Annotated in this window: 20 protein-coding genes; 19 read left to right on the plus strand and 1 reads right to left on the minus strand. The window is 28.6% G+C overall.

The window, feature by feature from the left end:
- The 5 genes from prfB to CLPUN_RS08240 all read left to right on the plus strand — a co-directional run bounded on the left by prfB (position 1) and on the right by CLPUN_RS08240 (position 3,361).
- Positions 1 to 1,096 (plus strand): peptide chain release factor 2 gene (gene prfB, locus CLPUN_RS08220; protein ID WP_143329002.1). Its coding sequence is split into 2 segments (ribosomal slippage): positions 1 to 78 and positions 80 to 1,096, totalling 1,095 coding nucleotides; the frame shifts between segments, so codons are not numbered across the junction.
- A 404-nt stretch (positions 1,097 to 1,500) separates the two neighbouring features.
- The gene (locus tag CLPUN_RS08225) at positions 1,501 to 1,926 is read left to right on the plus strand and encodes a MarR family winged helix-turn-helix transcriptional regulator (RefSeq protein ID WP_077846819.1); all 426 of its coding nucleotides are present in this window, start codon (positions 1,501 to 1,503) and stop codon (positions 1,924 to 1,926) included.
- Between the two features lie 217 nt (positions 1,927 to 2,143).
- The gene (locus CLPUN_RS08230) at positions 2,144 to 2,650 is read left to right on the plus strand and encodes a nitroreductase family protein (RefSeq protein ID WP_077846820.1); all 507 of its coding nucleotides are present in this window, start codon (positions 2,144 to 2,146) and stop codon (positions 2,648 to 2,650) included.
- 1 nt (position 2,651) lies between these two features.
- Positions 2,652 to 2,939 carry a putative quinol monooxygenase gene (locus tag CLPUN_RS08235; protein WP_077846821.1) on the plus strand — a complete coding sequence of 96 codons (288 nt, stop codon included), beginning with the start codon at positions 2,652 to 2,654 and terminating at the stop codon, positions 2,937 to 2,939.
- Between the two features lie 41 nt (positions 2,940 to 2,980).
- A complete protein-coding gene (locus CLPUN_RS08240; RefSeq protein ID WP_077846822.1) occupies positions 2,981 to 3,361 on the plus strand; it encodes a polyketide cyclase in 381 nt (126 codons plus the stop codon).
- Between the two features lie 107 nt (positions 3,362 to 3,468).
- On the opposite strand, the gene CLPUN_RS08245 is transcribed toward CLPUN_RS08240, so the two are convergent.
- Positions 3,469 to 3,801, minus strand: a complete 333-nt coding sequence (locus CLPUN_RS08245) for a hypothetical protein (protein WP_077846823.1) — start codon at positions 3,799 to 3,801, stop codon at positions 3,469 to 3,471.
- A gap of 152 nt (positions 3,802 to 3,953) precedes the next feature.
- Between CLPUN_RS08245 and CLPUN_RS08250 the strand changes: the two genes are divergently transcribed.
- From CLPUN_RS08250 to proC, 14 genes are all read left to right on the plus strand, one after another.
- Positions 3,954 to 4,649 carry a response regulator transcription factor gene (locus CLPUN_RS08250; RefSeq protein WP_077846824.1) on the plus strand — a complete coding sequence of 232 codons (696 nt, stop codon included), beginning with the start codon at positions 3,954 to 3,956 and terminating at the stop codon, positions 4,647 to 4,649.
- Positions 4,639 to 6,123, plus strand: coding sequence for a sensor histidine kinase (locus CLPUN_RS08255; RefSeq protein ID WP_077846825.1), 1,485 nt, complete (start codon positions 4,639 to 4,641; stop codon positions 6,121 to 6,123). The genes CLPUN_RS08250 and CLPUN_RS08255 overlap by 11 nt, the downstream gene beginning before the upstream one ends.
- Positions 6,124 to 6,281: 158 nt before the next feature.
- Positions 6,282 to 7,145, plus strand: coding sequence for a CPBP family intramembrane glutamic endopeptidase (locus CLPUN_RS08260; RefSeq protein WP_077846826.1), 864 nt, complete (start codon positions 6,282 to 6,284; stop codon positions 7,143 to 7,145).
- 122 nt (positions 7,146 to 7,267) lie between these two features.
- On the plus strand, positions 7,268 to 8,173 hold the full coding sequence (locus CLPUN_RS08265) for a site-2 protease family protein (RefSeq protein WP_077846827.1): 906 nt from the start codon (positions 7,268 to 7,270) through the stop codon (positions 8,171 to 8,173).
- A 115-nt stretch (positions 8,174 to 8,288) separates the two neighbouring features.
- Positions 8,289 to 9,335 (plus strand): galactose ABC transporter substrate-binding protein, encoded by a 1,047-nt coding sequence (locus tag CLPUN_RS08270; RefSeq protein ID WP_077846828.1) that lies wholly within the window; start codon positions 8,289 to 8,291, stop codon positions 9,333 to 9,335.
- Positions 9,336 to 9,735: 400 nt separating this feature from the next.
- A complete protein-coding gene (locus CLPUN_RS08275) occupies positions 9,736 to 11,913 on the plus strand; it encodes a Tex family protein (RefSeq protein WP_077846829.1) in 2,178 nt (725 codons plus the stop codon).
- Positions 11,914 to 12,051: 138 nt separating this feature from the next.
- Complete coding sequence (locus tag CLPUN_RS08280) at positions 12,052 to 12,381, plus strand: hypothetical protein (protein ID WP_077846830.1); 330 nt, start codon at positions 12,052 to 12,054, stop codon at positions 12,379 to 12,381.
- Positions 12,382 to 12,828: 447 nt separating this feature from the next.
- A complete protein-coding gene (locus CLPUN_RS08285; protein ID WP_077846831.1) occupies positions 12,829 to 13,887 on the plus strand; it encodes an NAD(P)-dependent alcohol dehydrogenase in 1,059 nt (352 codons plus the stop codon).
- 463 nt (positions 13,888 to 14,350) lie between these two features.
- Positions 14,351 to 14,836, plus strand: a complete 486-nt coding sequence (locus tag CLPUN_RS08290; protein ID WP_077846832.1) for an L-2-amino-thiazoline-4-carboxylic acid hydrolase — start codon at positions 14,351 to 14,353, stop codon at positions 14,834 to 14,836.
- Between the two features lie 499 nt (positions 14,837 to 15,335).
- Positions 15,336 to 16,202, plus strand: a complete 867-nt coding sequence (locus tag CLPUN_RS08295; RefSeq protein ID WP_077846833.1) for a transporter substrate-binding domain-containing protein — start codon at positions 15,336 to 15,338, stop codon at positions 16,200 to 16,202.
- A gap of 44 nt (positions 16,203 to 16,246) precedes the next feature.
- Positions 16,247 to 16,954, plus strand: a complete 708-nt coding sequence (locus CLPUN_RS08300) for an amino acid ABC transporter permease (RefSeq protein ID WP_077846834.1) — start codon at positions 16,247 to 16,249, stop codon at positions 16,952 to 16,954.
- A 13-nt stretch (positions 16,955 to 16,967) separates the two neighbouring features.
- The gene (locus CLPUN_RS08305) at positions 16,968 to 17,672 is read left to right on the plus strand and encodes an amino acid ABC transporter permease (RefSeq protein ID WP_077846835.1); all 705 of its coding nucleotides are present in this window, start codon (positions 16,968 to 16,970) and stop codon (positions 17,670 to 17,672) included.
- 24 nt (positions 17,673 to 17,696) lie between these two features.
- Entirely contained in the window at positions 17,697 to 18,449 is a 753-nt protein-coding gene (locus CLPUN_RS08310; RefSeq protein WP_077846836.1) for an amino acid ABC transporter ATP-binding protein, read from the plus strand.
- 198 nt (positions 18,450 to 18,647) lie between these two features.
- Entirely contained in the window at positions 18,648 to 19,451 is an 804-nt protein-coding gene (gene proC / locus CLPUN_RS08315) for a pyrroline-5-carboxylate reductase (protein WP_077846837.1), read from the plus strand.
- The last annotated feature ends 22 nt before the right edge of the window (positions 19,452 to 19,473 follow it).

Raw genomic sequence — 19,473 nt, forward strand, 5'->3', positions numbered from 1 at the left:
ATGATTATTGAGCTTGAAAAAGAATTAGTAAAGCTTCCTAGTATAAAAAAATCTATAGATGAAATGGGGGCTTCACTTTGACCGTGGAGGCTTAGAAAGAGAACTTCATGAATTAGAAGGTCAAATGCAGGAACCAGGTTTTTGGGATGATATTAAAAGGGCAGAAGAAGTTACTAAAAAGAGCAAGGCTGTAAAAGACAAAATGGAGAATTTTGATAAGCTAAAATCTCAACTTGAAGACGTTGAAGTATTGAAAGAAATTATGGAAGAGGACGATGAAGAATCTGCTAATGAAATAATTGAAACTATTAGGAAGATAGAAGTTCAAATTGATGATTACAACATGAAGGTGCTTTTAAGTGGAGAATATGATAAAAATAATGTAATTCTAACTTTACATGTTGGCGTTGGAGGTACTGATGCTAATGATTGGACTCAAATGCTTTTAAGAATGTATACAAGATGGTGTGAAAAACAAGGCTATAATGTTGAAACACTAGACTTAATTCCAGGGGAGGAAGCTGGAATCAAAAGTGTAACTTTAAAGGTTACTGGAGAATATGCATATGGATATTTAAAAGCTGAAAAGGGAATTCATAGATTAGTTAGAATTTCACCATATAATGCAAATGGTAAAAGACAAACTTCTTTTGCATCTATGGAAGTTCTTCCAGAGCTTACAAAGGAGCAGGATATTAACATAAAACCAGATGATCTTAAAATAGATACTTATAGATCATCTGGCGCTGGGGGACAGCATGTTAATACAACTGATTCAGCAGTAAGAATAACACATCTTCCTACAGGGATAGTTGTTCAATGCCAAAATGAAAGAAGCCAAATTTCTAATAGGGATACAGCTATGGAAATGCTTAAATCTAAATTGGTTGAACTAAAAGAAAGAGCTCATAAGGAAAAAATTGAAGACTTAACTGGGGAGTTAAAAGATATGGGCTGGGGAAGCCAAATAAGATCATATGTATTCCATCCATACAGTTTGGTTAAAGATCATAGAACAAATTCTGAAACATCAAATGTTACCTCAGTAATGGATGGAGAAATAGATATGTTTATAAATGCTTATTTAAAGCAATAATAGAGCAAATACAAGTTTTAACAAACCATTAAAAAGAGTTAAGATTAATTTTCTTAACTCTTATATTTTATAAAAAATAATCTATATAAAATGAGTATCGGTAGTTAAAGTGCATTAAAGAATTGAAAGTACAATGTATATTACAAAATTATTAAATTGTCATTTCAATATCAGCATATGATGTTACGTAATACACCATAGTTTAATAATTTTTTATCTATAAAAATTATTGGAAATTATATTGAAGATTTTTATTGACATAAAGAGAATTTTGAACTATAGTTGTATGTACAAACAACAATTGAAAAATTAATAATATATTTAGCTTGTGATCTATAATATAACTTATATAATAAGTTGAATATGTAAGTATTAAGAAATATATTATTGAAAGGAAAATGCAAATGTTAGATAGAAATCAATTATTAGGCGATTGCTTATACTATTCTATTAATAAGTTGTCAAGAATCGTAGGAAAGGTTGCTGATGAAGAATTTAGAATAACAGGACTTTCTCCAACATACGCCTTTCTTGTTAGTATTGTTAATGAATGCAATGGAATTACGCAGAAAGAAATAGGGGAAGTACTTGATGTAGCTCCTTCAACTATTACAAGATTTATAGATAAGCTTGAGAATAGTGGCCATTTAGAGAGGCGAATAGAAGGAAAGAACTCTTTTATTTATTCAACAGAAAAAGGGAAAGCAATCCAAAAAGATATAAATAAAGCTTGGAGTAATCTTCATGCTATATATATAAATTATCTTGGCGAAGAAGGATGTAAAGATTTAACTAAGACACTCAATGATACCTGTGCTAAATTAAAATAAATTTTAATTTAGCTTATTTTTAGAATGTCATTTGTATGTACAACTAAATTAACATACTAATAAAACTAAAAAAGAAATTTATATTTATATGTTCTAAAAAATTTTGTTCATTAAGATTTAATTTCTATATTAGAGTGATTGGATAAAACAACCAACTAAATTATGAACTTTCTTAATTAGAACTTATATTATATTTTAATTAAATGGAGGAATAAAAATGGAAGCAATTTTTAAAAGAAAAAGTGTAAGAAAGTATGAAGATAGAGCAGTAGAAAAAGAAAAGATAGAGAAGTTATTAAGAGCAATTATGCAAGCACCATCAGCAGTTAATCAACAACCTTGGGAAGTTATTGTTATTGAAAATAAAGAAACTCTTAAGAAATTATCTGAAATGAGCCCTTATTCAAAAATGGTAGCAGACTCTCCCGTTACTTTTATACTTGCAGCAAATAAGAATAATTTAAAAGTCCCTTCAGCATGGCAGCAAGATATGGGTGCAGCAACACAAAATCTTTTACTTGAAGCTGTAGAATTAGAACTTGGAGGAGTATGGTTAGGAACTGCTACTTCAGACGATACTATGGAATTTGTAAGAAAGCTTTTTGATTTACCAGAAAATATACTACCATTTTCAGTAGTACCAATAGGATATCCTGATCAGCAAAATAGTGATGTTATTGATAGATTTAATAAAGAAAAAGTTCATTATGAAGGGTGGAAATAGTATGATAAAAATAATAGCTAAAAATTTTGTGAAAAAAGATAAGATTGAAGAAGTTTTGAAACTCTCAAAGGAATTAGTTGAAGCAACAGTTAAGGAAGAGGGATGCATAAGTTATGAAATGTATCAGGATGTAAAAGATAATACTATACTTACAATGATAGAAACTTGGGAGAATAAAGAAACATTGACGTTGCATTCACAATCAGAACATTTCCAAAGGATAGTACCAACTATGTCTGTTTTTATGGAAAAGCCAACTGAGATGAATGTATATAACAAAGTATTATAGGTAGAATAAAAAAATAAATATTTTGTGAAAGGATAGCTAGCATGGAGTCTTTAGAAAGATATTTTACATTATTTGATGAATCAAGAATAAGTAAAAAAGCAAGGTTGGAGTTAATTAACATTTTTTCAGAGAATATGTCCTTTGTTTTAAATGGTCGTGAGAAGAATGGGATCGAGCAATGGGAAAATTTTTTGGATTTAATTTTTACAAATAATATAGATATTAAGCATATGCATGAAGGCTGGAAGTTTATCCAAGAGACAAAAAGATATGAAACTAGATGGGCAGTCTGTGGTAAACGAAAAGACGGAACTGTATATACACAACTTGGTAAGGATATTGCTGAATTAGATGAGGATGGAAAAATTAAATATCTCGAAAACGTACCTGACAATTCTGGAATATTTAATGTATACAAATAAAGTAAAATATAAAAAAATAAAAGATAAGAAGATATATTTAATAAATATATCTTCTTATCTTTTCTGTTTGCTAAAATTATTAATCTAAACACAATATGGTTGAAAATTTATATTACCTTATAAAACATATCAACCAAAGAATACACAACTGTAAGTACAATGCAAACATATAAAGATATATTTAAGCCAGGTTTAAGTATTGACATGATACCACCAACCACAAGTGCCAACATTATTACTACACTTATAAATTTAAAGAAACCAGATTTATTTGTAAGTAGGGTTGTCACAGAAGAAAACATTATTAAAATTAGGGTTAAAAAATAAAATATATTTTTTAAATCAAGTGAATAATTCATTATCTTAAATTCGTTTAAAGCTAGAATGGAAAGAATAAACAACAATAGAAAAGAACATATTTTACTAATATTTTTAATCATAAAATCGCCGCCTTTTGGTAAATATTTACATAATAATTATACAGTTAGATTTTTATAGGAGCAACAAAAAATTTACCAAGAAATTAATTCCTATAATTACATAAATCTGTGATAAAATAGATTCATAGATTCAATTTAGGGGGTATTTTATTATGAATATTTTGATAGCAGAAGATGAAAAAGATATTCGAAATCTAATTTCACTGCATATGAGAAAAGAAAATTATGAAGTATTTGAAGCAGCAGATGGAAAAGAAGCTTTAACAATTTTTGAAAATGAAAAAATTGATTTGATTTTATTAGATATAATGATGCCAAATGTAGATGGCATTTCAGTAATACAAAAGGTAAGAGCTGTTTCAACAATACCTATAATCTGCATTACTGCAATGGGAAATGATTCTGATAAGGTTTTAGCACTAGGACTTGGAGCTGATGATTATTTAGTTAAACCAATAAGTCCAATTGAATTATCAGCTAGAGTTGCTTCTAACCTTAGAAGATGTTATAAATATGTAGAACACAAGGATATAGTATATTCTACTGGTGAATTAAAATTATTCACTGAAACCTTTGAAGTTTATAGAGAAGATAAGAAGATTGATTTAAATCCAAAGGAATTTAAAATTTTAAAATTATTAATTTCTAATTTAGGTAAGGTTTTTACAAAAAAACAAATTTATGAAGAAGTATGGGAAGAAGCTTACTTTGGAGATTCAAATAATATAATGGTTCATTTAAGCCATATTAGAGAAAAAATCGAAGATGATCCTAAAAATCCAGTTTACATAAAAACTATAAGGGGGATAGGATACAAAATTGAAAGGGTTCATACCAATGAGAATTAAGAAAATAAAAAGAAATGTTACAGCAGAACTATTTTTTATATATTTTCTTGGATATATTGCTATTACTATAATATTAGTGGTAGGCGTTGTATTCTCGATTGGAGCATATAAGATTTTGTGCAATCCACGTACATATAATTCTAATTTTGCAGAGTTAGAAAATAAGCTATTAGAGGACTATAGCAAAATAACAGACGATAATTTAGCGGACATAGATGGGTTTGTTGTAAAGATTAATAGCAAAAGTGAAGTAGTTTATACTAGAGGACATGTTATAGATGAATTTAAAGCTTTAAATATACAAAGCTATATGTATTTATCAGGTCTTACACAGGAAAATAAAATTTTATTAAATGAAGATATTATAGCTCATGCTGTATTAGAGGAATTTAATAATTCTATAGTTAATACAAAAAATAATATTAAGTATTCATTATATAGCAAATATTTACCTGAGGAAAATTCAATGATTGTAGTTGGATGTCCATATTCAAAAATTACACAGCCTAATATATTGACTAAAATAATTCCATCTAAGTCACTAGTGCAAATATTGAGTTTATTTAATGTATTATTAATTCTGTTGATTGTATATGTTTTTGCAAAAGCAACGTCTAGAATTTTTATAAAACCGATTAAGGCATTATTAAGTGGTGTTATGGAGATAGCTAATAACAATTATGATATAAATATTAAGATTGATACAAAAAATGAATTTTTAGATTTAGCAAATGGTTTTAATATGATGGCTGAAACTATAAGAAATGAAATAAGGGAAAAGGAAAAATTAGAAAAAATAAGAGAAGCTTTAATCTTAGATATATCTCATGATTTGAAAAATCCACTTACTTCCATATTAGGATATAGTGAAACTTTAATTAACAATAGAGAGATAGAGGATAAAGAAAAGCTTGAATATTTAAATATAATAAATAAAAATTCGTATAGAGCTAATAAGCTTATAAGTGACTTATTTGAATTTTCCTTATATGATAATTCTGATTATAAATTTAATTTAGAAAAAGGTGATATATCAGAAGTTTTAAGGCAGATTGTTGCTAATTATATTCCAGAATTTGAGCATAATAAATTTGAATATGATTTTGACATACCAGAAGAATCATATTATGTAATGATGGAGGAAGAAAAATTAACTAGAGCTATTAATAACATTTTAGATAATAAGTTAAAATATAATCCAGTTGGAACTACTATTGGTATAAAGGTTGAAATTAGAGAATCGTATTTTTGTGTTGTATTTTCAGATAATGGAGAAAGTATACCGAAAAAATATAGAGAAAGTATATTTAATCCGTTTGTAAGGATAGATAAATCTAGAAATTCTAAAACAGGAGGAACAGGACTGGGCTTATCTATTACAAAGAAAATAATAAACAAACATTATGGAGGAATAAGAATTCTTAATAGTGAAATTGGGACAAGTTTTGAAATTATGCTGCCAATAGTCAAGTAAAATTAATATTTTTAAGGTTAAATTAATGTTATTATAAGCAGTATTTAATAGGGTAGGCTTATAATAAGTATAATTAATAGATTGGATTTAATAAATAATGATAAAAGATGTTGTAATAACTCAATTTACCAGTTAGATTAAAGAGAGGAGGTGCCTTTTTGAAGTTTGATAATGACTTTAGAGAAATGAAAATTAGACACATTGTAGTAATGTTTTTGATTATAATGTTTTTTACAATAGTAGCTGTAATTATAACATTATTGAGGAATGGTGATTTGAGCAATACAGATACTAATATACTAAGTTTATTTATTGAAAGTTCGTTAGTTTTTATGATTGCTTATAAGCTTAGACTCTCAAAGAAAAATGTAAAGAATTTATGTGAAGATTTTAGAGAAAATTTAAATGTAAAAGAAATGATTTTGATTATTTTATTCATTACATGTATAAAAATTGGTTCAAATAATATTTTGATTGATTTAGCTTATATGATTAACCCGGATTTTGCCAATTGGTTTGTAAGTGAGTCGGAAACAGGAATTAGTTCGATGACTGATTATTGGATAGTATTTATAATGTCAGTTTTTTTAGCTCCATTCACAGAAGAAATAATATTTAGAAGTACATTGTTTAAAAGACTTTCAAAAAAATTTAATGTTTATATCGGATTAATTGTATCATCCATAATTTTCAGTTCAATTAATTTTGGCCCTCAAATGGTGGGAATATTTTTATTTGGAATATTAAATTGTATGTTATATGTAAAATATGAAAATATTTTAATGCCTATGTTTATATATTTTATTGATGGTATTATCAGTATGATATTAGTTATTTTATTAAATCAATTTGGAAATCAAACTATTGTTTTAACTTTAAAGGATATGATTTTATATGCAGTTTCAGGAGTTGGATTATTTGCTATAGGAATGGTGTTTTTTGTCAAATTTATAAAAGAAAATAAGGTTTACTTAAGAGAAATGTATGATAAGAAAAACACTTTAGAGCTTAATCAAATTTAAGAGTTTAGAGCATACAAAAGAATTATTATAATTTAGAAATATAAAAAAGAGTAAGTCTTTTCAGTTCATATTATTTGAGTAATATTAGATAAATGAATTTAATAATAATGAAGGAGAAGAACATGGACAATTATGAAAATAAAATAGAAGTTATTAACTCAAATGTCAATGAAGATCTTGAGGAAGAAAAAATTAATGCTGATATAGAAACAGAAAATAAGAAGGAGAATTTTGCAACACGATTAAAATCTAAAAAAGGGCTTTTGGGGATATTAGGAATTTTTCTTTTAGCGATTTTAAAATTTAAAGCAATTATCTTTTTAGTTTTAGGTAAGTTGAAGTTTCTATTAGTATTATTGAAGTTAGGTAAATTTGCGTCAACTATTGGATCTATGCTGTTTATGATTGTAATATATGCTCAGATGTATGGATGGATATTTGGCATTGGTTTTGTTATTTTGTTATTGGTTCATGAAATGGGGCATTACATGGTTGCAAAATCAATTAAATTAGATGTGAGCCTTCCAATATTTATTCCTTTTGTAGGTGCAGCAATTAGAATGAAGGAAGAACCTAAAGATGCAGTAATAGAGGCAAAAATGGCAATAGGTGGACCTTTAGTTGGAAGTTTAGGTGCATTAGTTTGTTTATTATTAGGCTTTTTATTAAAAAAAGATGTTTTAATTGCACTTGCTTATACAGGCTTTATGTTAAATTTGTTTAATCTTATACCTTTGCATCCTCTTGATGGAGGAAGAATTGTATCAGCTATATCACCTAAATTATGGTTAATTGGAATACCAATAGGTATAATTGCTCTTTTTAAAGCTTTTAATCCAATTATAGTGTTGTTACTTATACTTGGAGTTATAAAAGTTATTGAACAGTATAGAAATCCAAATAAATATTATTATAAAGTAAAAACATCTACAAGGTGGATATTTGCCTTAAATTATTTTGGGTTAATGTTGCTTCTTGGTCTTGGAATAACATATGTTCATGGTATTCACTTAAATATGATTGCATAAAATTAGATATTTAGATATGTTTATACAATATTATTATTCAATATGAATAAATTTTAAAACAAAAGGTAATATAATAGTAAATCTATAATTTAATCGATATAAATGGAGGATTAAAATGAAGATGCTAAAAAAGATATTATCTTTTGCGTTTATCGCTATATTATTATTACAGAGTATTGAAAACAATGCATACGCAATCCTAGATAGTAGTCCTCAAAATCCAATTAATGTAGCTGTATTCTTAAATGATTTTAATGACCAATTTATTTCTAGTGTTAAGAAAAGCTTAGAAGATATTCAAAAAGAAAATGATAATAGAGTTCAATTCACTTTTTTTGATGCAAAAGGAAATCAAGTTTCTCAAAATGAAAGTATTGATCAATCACTTAATAAAAATTTTGATCTTTTTGTATTAAATCTAGTTAGTACTGATATAGATAAAACTAAAGATATTCTTACTAAAATAATGCAAAAAAATATTCCATTAATTCTATATTATGCTCAAACTACACCGATAGTAAATTTTATTAAACCTTATGGTAACGCTGTTATAATAGATACAGATATTGATCAGTCGGGAATTTTACAAGGTAAAATACTAAGTGATGAATGGAACTCTAATAAAGAAGCTTTAGACAAAAATAAAGATAATATAATGCAGTTTCTCATGTTAAAAGGTCCCGTTAATAGTCCAGAAACAATTTCGAGAACTAAGAATTCCCTTCAAACAATTAATGAGTCAGGCATAAATACCCAGCAGCTTTCGTCAATAAATTGTAATTGGGATGAAGAATGTGCTAAAACTGCAGTAGAATCAAATTTATTAACTCTTGGTGATAGGATTGAAGTAATAATTTCTAATAATGATGCTATGGCAATAGGTGCTATTAAAGCACTTCAAAAGTATGGCTATAATAAAAGTATTAATTCGAAGAATATTCCAGTTGTTGGGGTTGATGGGTTACCAGAAGCTCAAAAATTAATAAAGCAAGGGATTATGACAGGCACTGCCATTCAAGATCCACGTGAGCATGCAAATGCAATTTATATGGTAGGAATGAATATAGTATCTGGAAAAAATTCTTTAGAGGGTACAAATTATAAATTTGATGAAACAGGAATTACAATAAAACTACCTTATTATGAATATGTTGCAGAGTAACACCGCTAAAATTCTGCTTATTCTAAAGAAAGTTTTTAATTAGCATTAGCCTTTAAACACGAATATTATGTATTACATAAAATTCTTGCATTGAATTTAAATATGTTTATAATATTAATAGGAATATGAGTTTAATATTGCCATTACTAAAAAAATAGTAATGGCAATATTAATTTATATGGTAAAATATTATTAGGTCTAATAATTTATGACATATTAAATAAAAGAGCGAGCTAAGATAGGTAATATATTTTAGTATAAAAATAGGAAGTATGATTTTCTTAAAGGTCTTAATTAGACTTTAACTTTTAAGTTAACATACTTTTCTATTGTGGAATAAAATAGGCAGCATAGTGCGTTACTGTTTTGGAATATGTCTAATAGAAATCAGGAGGAAATTATGAATTCAATTGAAGAAAGAATCGCAAAAGAGTTAGAAATAAAATTAGGTCAAGTTCAAAGTGTTATTGAACTTTTAGATGATGGAAATACAGTTCCTTTTATTTCAAGATATAGAAAAGAAGTTACTGGTGGACTTTCAGATGAAGTTTTAAGAACCTTATCTGAAAGACTTACTTATTTAAGAAATTTAGAAGAAAGAAAAGCAGCCGTTACAAGAATAATTCAAGAACAAGAAAAGTTTACAGAGGAAATTGAAAAGGCTTTAGAGAAAGCAACAACTTTAACGGAGGTTGAGGATATATACAGACCGTACAAACCTAAAAAAAGAACAAGAGCAACAATAGCTGTAGAAAAAGGATTAAAACCTCTTGCAGAATTAATTTTAGAGGGAATTTTTAAAGGAGACTTAGAGGAAGAAGGTTCTAAATATATAAATGAAGAAAAAGGAGTAGCAACTAGTGAAGATGCTATTTCTGGAGCTTTAGATATAGTGGCTGAAAGTATATCAGATGAGGCTAAATATAGAAAGTATATAAGAGATTTTGTTATGAGAGAAGGAAACATAGAAAGCAGCGGTAGTTCTGAAGAATCAACACCATATGAAATGTACTATGAATATTCAGAAGCAGTAAAAAAAATACCACCTCATAGAATATTGGCTATAAATAGAGGGGAAAAAGAAAAAATATTAAGTGTTAAAATTACTGCAAATGAAGAAAAAATAGTTCAATATTTAGAGAACCAATTATTAAAGGGCAATGAAGTTTTAGACGAAAAATTAAAACTTGCAATTAGGGATTCTTTAAAAAGATTAATTTATCCATCAATAGAAAGAGAAATCAGAAGTGAGTTAACTGATATTGGCGAAGAAGGTGCTATTAAGATTTTTAAAGAAAATTTAAAAGCATTACTTTTACAGGCTCCAATTAAGGGGAAAGTAGTAATGGGATATGACCCTGGATTTAGAACAGGTTGTAAAATAGCAATCTTAGACGAAACAGGAAAGTTCTTAGAAAATACGGCAGTATATCCAACAGTACCTAAAAGAGATATTGAAGGAACAAAGAAAACTTTAAAAGCACTTATTGCTAAACATAAGGTTGATGTTATTTCCCTCGGAAATGGTACTGCATCTAGAGAATCAGAAGAAGTTATTGCTGAAATGTTAACTGAAATTAAAAATGAAATAGGTAGAGAATTAGCATATGTAATTGTATCAGAAGCAGGAGCATCAGTTTATTCCGCATCAGAACTTGCAACTAAGGAATATCCAGATTTAGATGTTACAGTAAGAGGGGCAATTTCAATAGGAAGAAGATTACAAGACCCACTTGCTGAGTTAGTAAAAATAGATCCTAAAGCTATTGGTGTAGGACAATACCAACATGATGTTACTCCTAAGAAGTTAGAAGAATCTTTGGCGGGTGTAGTAGAAGATTCAGTTAATACTGTTGGAGTTGATTTAAATATTGCAACACCATCACTTTTAACACATATTTCCGGAATAAATTCAGCTATAGCTAAAAATATTGTTGATTATAGAGAAGTAGCTGGAAAATTCTCTTCAAGAAAAGAACTATTAAAGGTTAAGAGATTAGGCCAAAAGGCATATGAACAATGTGCAGGTTTTTTAAGAGTTGATGATGGTAAAGAACCTTTAGATAATACATCAGTCCATCCTGAATCTTATAGCGTGGCTAAAAAATTAATTGAACTTTTAGGATATAATAAGCAAGATCTTAAAAATAATAAACTTGGTGACATTGATGAAAGAGCAGAAGCACAAGGTTTAAAGAAATTAAGTGAAACGCTGGAAGTGGGAGAGCTTACTTTAAAGGATATAATCAAGGAATTAAAGAAGCCTGGTAGAGACCCTAGAGAAGAAATGCCAAAGCCAATCCTTAAAACAGGAATAGTTGAACTTAAGGATTTAAAACCAGGAATGGTACTTGCAGGAACAGTTAGGAATGTATCAGACTTTGGTGCCTTTGTAGATATTGGAGTTCACCAAGATGGATTAGTTCATAAGAGTCAAATGGCAAATAGATTTGTTAAGCATCCTCTAGATATTGTAAAAGTCGGAGATATAGTAAAGGTAGCCATCTTGGAAGTTGATGAAAAGAGAAAGAGAATATCATTAACTATGAAGAATATTGATGAATCTGCAGAAGTGTAAAATATAGAGTTAAATTATGATTAATATTGCCACTAAAATCATTTTTTAAATTAACGAACACATATTTCTTATAATGCATATTATGAGAAGTATGTGTTCGTTTCAATATAAATTCAAAGGTTTTAGGAGGTATTAATTATGAAAATAAAATGCATTGATAATAATTTATGCTCAACATTAACTTTAAATAAGGAATATGAAGTTATAGATGAAGCACCGGAGTATTATATAATTATTGATGATAAAAGTAATGAAGTAACTTGCAGAAAATCAAGATTTGTAGTGGTTGAATATGGTGGAATGACTAAAAAAGCAAAAGCTATTATTACAGAACTAAGTTATCAGTTACAAAATGAATGTAGAGATATAAGAAAATTAAAAATAACAAAAAATTTAAAAGGCGAATTGAAAGAATTAAGCATAAAATTTAAATATTCACCTATAAAAAAGTGTGATAGTAACAGCTAAGATTAATTCGGCTATAAAAAAGCACAAAATGAAAGCAAGAATTTTTAGAGATATATTTTAATATTCTTTACTATATATGGTGAAGAATATTAAAATATCTATAGTGAATCATAAGTATTTAAGATACATGCTTATAAAAAATGCGATAGCACAACCAAGATTAATTTACCTATAAATATAGTAAGAAGCAGAATAAGGAACGATTCACATATACTTTTATTTATAAAAATAATGTACTATATAATAAATAGTTTACTATATAGTAGAATTGGGAAAAGGATATTGGATAGTATAAATATAAGATTTATAATATTTTTCTAAAAGTATATTTATCATAATAGTTGCGTAATAATAGAATGTAAACCTTAAATAGGATTAAATGTATTTTTTTGCAGTAAGTTTAGGGTTTAAAAGAAATAATAAATATTTTTTAGGAGGAGCATATTTATGAAGGGTTTTGCAATGTTAGGTATTAATAAAGTGGGATGGATTGAAAAAGAAAAGCCGGTAGCAGGTCCATATGATGCAATTGTACGTCCATTAGCTGTATCACCATGTACTTCAGATATACATACTGTTTTTGAAGGTGCACTTGGAGATAGGAATAACATGATTTTGGGTCATGAAGCAGTAGGAGAAGTTGTTGAAGTTGGAAGCGAAGTCAAAGATTTTAAACCTGGAGACAGAGTTATAGTACCATGTACAACTCCAGATTGGAGATCTTTAGAAGTCCAAGCGGGTTTTCAACAACATTCAAACGGTATGCTTGCAGGATGGAAATTTTCAAATTTTAAGGATGGAGTGTTTGGAGAATATTTTCATGTAAATGATGCAGATATGAATCTTGCCATCTTACCTAAGGACATGCCTTTAGAAAGTGCTGTTATGATAACAGATATGATGACTACAGGCTTCCATGGTGCAGAACTTGCAGATATAAAAATGGGCTCTAGTGTTGTAGTAATTGGGATTGGAGCAGTTGGATTAATGGGGATAGCAGGTGCAGCATTACGTGGAGCAGGTAGAATTATAGGTGTAGGAAGTAGACCCATTTGTGTTGAGACTGCTAAATTTTATGGAGCAACAGATATCGTAAATTATAAAGATGGTGACATAGTTACTCAAATTATGAATTTAACTAATGGAAAAGGTGTTGACCGTGTAATTATGGCAGGTGGTGGTGCTGAAACATTAGCACAAGCAGTATCTATGGTTAAAGCTGGTGGAGTAATTTCCAATATTAATTATCATGGAAGTGGAGAGAATTTACCAATACCTCGAGTAGATTGGGGCTGTGGAATGGCTCATAAAACTATAAAAGGTGGACTATGTCCAGGAGGAAGACTTAGAGCTGAAATGTTAAGAGATATGGTAGTATATAATCGTGTCGACTTAAGCCAATTAGTTACACATGTATATCACGGTTTTGATCACATAGAAGAAGCACTTTTATTAATGAAGGATAAGCCAAAAGATTTAATTAAAGCAGTAGTCATATTAGAATAATATCTTTATCTTTTTTGGGGAATTTACAAATAATTAATAGCAGAATGTAGCATATCTCTATTGTACTAACCTTCTATATAGTGAAAAATTGCTACATTAGCTTTTTTAACATACAACAATGCAATAGCTTTAGTTCATCCTAAAGCTATTCAAGTTAGTGATATATTTCATTTATTAAAAAACTTAATTGCTTATTGTAAAGCACATTTAAGTAAATTCTTAAAACCTCAAGTAGTTATTGATAAAGACACTGATACATATAAGGGGAGTAACAGCTTTAGGGTAAAGTGGAAATATTAATTAAATTTCAAGAGCATACGCGTAATGAGTATGCTCTTAAAAGTATGTCTTTTTTTAAATAGGTTTACAAAGTATAAAAAAAGAGTATAATCTAATAAAACATATAAAATATATAGGTGTAGTAGGAAAAAAGAAAAAGAGGGATTAAGGAGAGAAGAAAATTATGATTAAAAATGTACCAACTATTAATGATAAGCATACAGAGGATTTAAGACAAGCGGTTGAGCACAGAGCAACTTGGTTTTACTTTTTAATTGATGAAGCTGAAAAAAGAGGATTAGATGTACAATTTGCTAGAGATGCAATACATCAATGTGGTTGTTTTCATGGACAAAATAAGTTTCCTAAAAATGATGATATAAAAGAATTTGCAGCATCATTCGCAACAGAGCAAGTTCAAAAGATATTTGAAATGGATGTAAAAACTACAGATGAAGAATTAAATATAGAATTTCATTATTGCCCACTTGTAGCAGCATGGAAAAAGTTAACTAATGATGAGGTTAAAATTTCAAAATTATGCGATATAGCAATGGACGGTGATAGAGGAATAATAAGCAAATTTGATAAGTTCACTTTTGAATTAATCAATACTATTGCAAATGGCGATGAAACTTGCCAAGTTTTGATAAAAAAGAAAAAGTACTAAGAAGAGTAATAAATACATAATAAATAAGGCTTAAAAAGATGGTTATATATCTAGAAACCATCTTTTTTCTTTATATAAATATTGTAGGGAACAAATTTGAAGAAAGAGTTTCTTATTAGTAAGTGATAAGACTAGATATATTACTGAAAGCCAATTTGTTATAAATGCAGGAAGAGTACCTAAGCTAATATAAAACTATTTGGTGAAATAAATATCACAAAATTAAAAAAAGATATTGACATTTTCCTATCGAAATACTATACTATAAAAAAAGTTAACCTACAAAACATATAAAATTACTTGGTTAAGTGAAGGGGGAAAGGTGGGGACAATATGTTAAAATATAATCTGAATTTAATAAAAATGTATTGCGAAAAAATTAACTGTAATAGTGAACCATGTTGTTACTATTTTAATCAAGCTTAGATAAGTAAAGTATGTTGTAAAAATTATAAGCAATAAGAAAAAATAAAAATTTATAAAAAAGGGGATAATAGTAATGAAAAACAAAAGATTTTTAAAATTCATAGTAGTAGGATTAGCAGTGACAACTTTATTAACAGGATGTGGGGCAAGTAAAGCATCTGATGCAGCACCAGCCAAAAGTGATGTAAAAGTTACAAAAGTGAAAGTAGCGTATGATCAGACTTTAAAACCAATTTCTTATACAGATGAAAATGGAAATGCAACAGGATATGATGTAGAAGTTATGAAGCAAGTTGCTGAATTGCTTCCACAATATGAATTTGAATATATTCCAACTACAAGTGATGACTTATTAATAGGTGTTGAACAAGGGAAATATGATGTAGGTGTTAAAAATGCTTTCTGGACAAAGGAAAGAACAGAAAAATTTGTATTTCCTAAAGAATTCCTTGGATTAAGCAGTACAGGCCTTGCATTAAAGAAGGAAAATGAAAAAATTAAAACTTTATCAGATTTTGCTTCAGCTGGATTTACATTGGCACCAATTGCTGCTAATAATGCACAATATACAGTTATTGATGAGTACAATAAGGCGAATCCAAATAACCAAGTAAAATTAGAAGCTGGTGATGCATTTACAGTTGATGTAATTCAATGGATAAATGAAGGCCGTGTAAAGGGTGGAGTGTCACTTGAAAGCCAATTTGATAAACAGGTGAGGGCATCGGATGGTCAATATCATAATTTAGTAAATGATATTGTTTATAATGAATTTGCAGTAATTAAAACTTGGCCATTATTTAATAAAAAGCAACAAGAACTTGCAGATGCTTATGATGGAGCAATCAAAAAACTTAAAGAAGAAAAGAAAACAAATGAACTTATCAAAAAGTTTTATGGAAGAGACTTATTTGAAGTATTAGATAAAGTAAATAGATAAAGGTCAAAAAATGTCTATTAATAAGAATGGAGATGAGGCAGGCTATGGATAAATATTTTAATCCGGTATATATAACAGACTCAATACCTAAATTATTACCATACATAAAAGTAACATTTATGGTTGCAGGCTTATCTGTATTATTTGGAACTATGCTAGGCTTTATCTTAGCAGTTGCTAAAATAAGAAAAGGCAAGATAGGTAAAATAATTGCAGAGGGTTATACTACTGCATTGAGATGTACACCTTCCATAGTTCTGCTCTTTTTGATTTATTATGGCATTCCAGCAGTAACAAAAAATTTTGGAATTGATTTAGACGATGTTGATAAAGCAGTATTTATTATTATTGCTTTTTCTCTTATGTTTGCAGGGGCTATGTGTGAAGTTATTAGAACAGCTTATGAATCTGTAGATAAAGGACAATTTGAAGCAGCAATAAGTGTAGGGTTAAGTGATATACAAGCATATAGAACAATTATTTTACCTCAAGCTTTCGTTGTTGCAATTCCGAACATAGGTAATTCACTTCTTGCATTAATTAAAGAAGGAGCCTTAGCATATACAATTGGTTTAATTGATGTTATGGGAAAAGCAAATCTTATTATTGCAGCAAATATGAATGCTCATTCACTAGAGATTTATATTGCACTATCTATTATTTACTGGGTGGTTTCAATTATTATTGAGCAACTTTTCTTAAGGATAGAAAAAGTTCTTAGTAAAGGCAAACAAACTATAAAAGTAACTTAAGGGGGGTGACAGAATGTTAAATTATGAATTTTTAGTTGATACGTTTTTTGTAGCATTATCAGGGGCACCTATAGCAATTTTAATTACTGTTGTTTCGCTACTAATTGCAATACCGTTAGGATTTTTTCTTGCATTAGTAAGAATAAATGAGATTAAATTTTTTAATAGGTTTGCTCAAGTATATGTTTCCTTTGTAAGAGGAACACCAATGATTGTTCAAATTTTTATTATATATAATAGTGTTCCACTAATATTAGCAACGATATTCACTAAATTAAACATCAAAATTAATATTTATGATGTAAATCCAATTTGGTATGCATTCATTGTCTTCTCCTTAAATACTATAGCTATTCTTACAGAAGTATTTCGTTCGGCACTAGGAACAGTAAATAAAGGGCAATTAGAGGCGGCTCAGTCAGTTGGATTAACAAATGTACAAGCATATACAAAAATTATTATTCCACAAGCATTGGTTGTAGCATTACCCAATATTTGTACAGCAACAACAAATCTTATTAAAGGAACATCACTATGCTATGCAATGTCATTAAAAGAAATTACTTTAAGAGCAAAAGTAGCCGCTAACGTAGGATACAATTACGTTGAAGCTTATATTGATATCTTTCTTGTATATTTAATTATATGCATCATAGTAGAATATGGATTTAAGTTATATGAGAAGCGTTTAAGAACTTATAAAGTTGTAAATGCCTAAAGACTGAAGCAAGGGGATGATAAAATGTTAGAAATTAAAAATATACATAAAGCATATGGTAAAAATGAGGTATTAAAGGGTGTTGATTTAAAAATAGATAAGGGTGATGTTGTAGTGATTCTTGGACCAAGTGGTTCCGGAAAAACAACATTACTTAGATGTATCAATTTTCTTGAAAAGCCAGATGAAGGTCATGCCAGCTTTGGAGAGATTGATGTAAATTTAAAAACTGTATCTAAAAAACAAATTCATGAAATTAGACAAAAAGTAGCATTTGTATTCCAAAATTATAATCTTTTCAATAATAAGACAGCATTAGAAAATGTAACACTAGGTCTTATTACCGGAAGAAAGATTCCTAAAGCAGAAGCAGATGAAATTGGTAAAAAAGCATTAGATAAAGTAGGGCTGTCAGAAAAATATAATTTTTATCCCAGTCAATTATCTGGTGGACAACAACAGAGAGTCGGGATTGCAAGAGCAGTAGCTTTAAATCCAGATATTATTTTGTTTGATGAGCCAACTTCTGCATTGGATCCTGAATTAGTTGGTGAAGTTTTAACAGTAATGAAAAACATTGCCAAAGAGGGAACAACAATGTTGGTTGTTACTCATGAAATGTCTTTTGCTCAGGATGTAGCAAATAGAGTTATCTTTATGGATGGAGGAGTTGTAGTAGAAGAAGGAGAGCCTAATCAAATCTTTACAAGACCAAAAGAAGAAAGAACAAAACAATTTTTGAAGAGAATATTACCAGAGTTTACATATACTATTTGAAATTATTAATTACACTGCGTTCCTAGCTTAATTCACAGTAATGTAAGTGATAGCAGAATGCAGTTTTTCTTTTTTTATATAATTTAATAAAGTATGTATAAGGAGTATATGAATATGGATGGTATTGAAAAATGGTTTTATAAAAATGATGATATTGAAGAATATAAAAAAATATAGTTTATTTAGGAGCAGAGGCATATGATAGAGAAAAAAATAGGTTTTATAGGTTGTGGAAATATGGGAAGAGCTATTTTAGATGGCATTATTTCTAGTGGTGTAATAAATTCAAAGAATATAAATGTATATGATATAAGTCCAAATGTAATAGAAAATTCCAAGGCAAAGAACGTTAATATTTCAGCAAATATAAAAGAACTTTGTGAAGAGTCAGATATTATTTTATTAGCAATTAAGCCTAATATTGTAGAAGAGGTATTAAAAAGTACGGAAAGATTACTGGAAGGAAAAGCATTATTATCAATTGTTGCAGGAGTAACCAGTGAAAATTTAAAGAAGATGGCAAATGTTGATATAAGAATATTACGTATTATGCCTAACACACCAGCAATGGTTGGTGAAGGGGCAACTGTCTTTTGTTTAGATAATACTTTTAGTCAAGATGAAAAAAATTTAGCCGTAGAAATTTTTGAATCTGTAGGAATAGTTGAGTGGATTCCAGAAAAATTAATAGATGCTGTAACAGGATTAAGCGGTGGAGGTCCTGCATATGCCGCTATGTTTATAGAAGCATTGGCTGATGGTGGAGTTAGAGAAGGATTATCAAGAGCAACTTCATATAGACTAGCAGCACAGACAGTGCTTGGAACAGGAAAAATGATTATTGAAACAGGAATTCATCCAGGCGAATTAAAAGATATGGTTTCATCTCCAGCAGGTACTACAATAGAAGGTGTTAGGGCATTAGAAAAAGGTGGAATGCGTTTTGCCGTATTGGAAGCTATAGCAAAAAGTTCGGAGAAATCGCGTAATTTATGTAAATAAAGTTTTGATTTTATATGCAATT

Source organism: Clostridium puniceum, assembly GCF_002006345.1.
Taxonomy (GTDB): domain Bacteria; phylum Bacillota; class Clostridia; order Clostridiales; family Clostridiaceae; genus Clostridium; species Clostridium puniceum.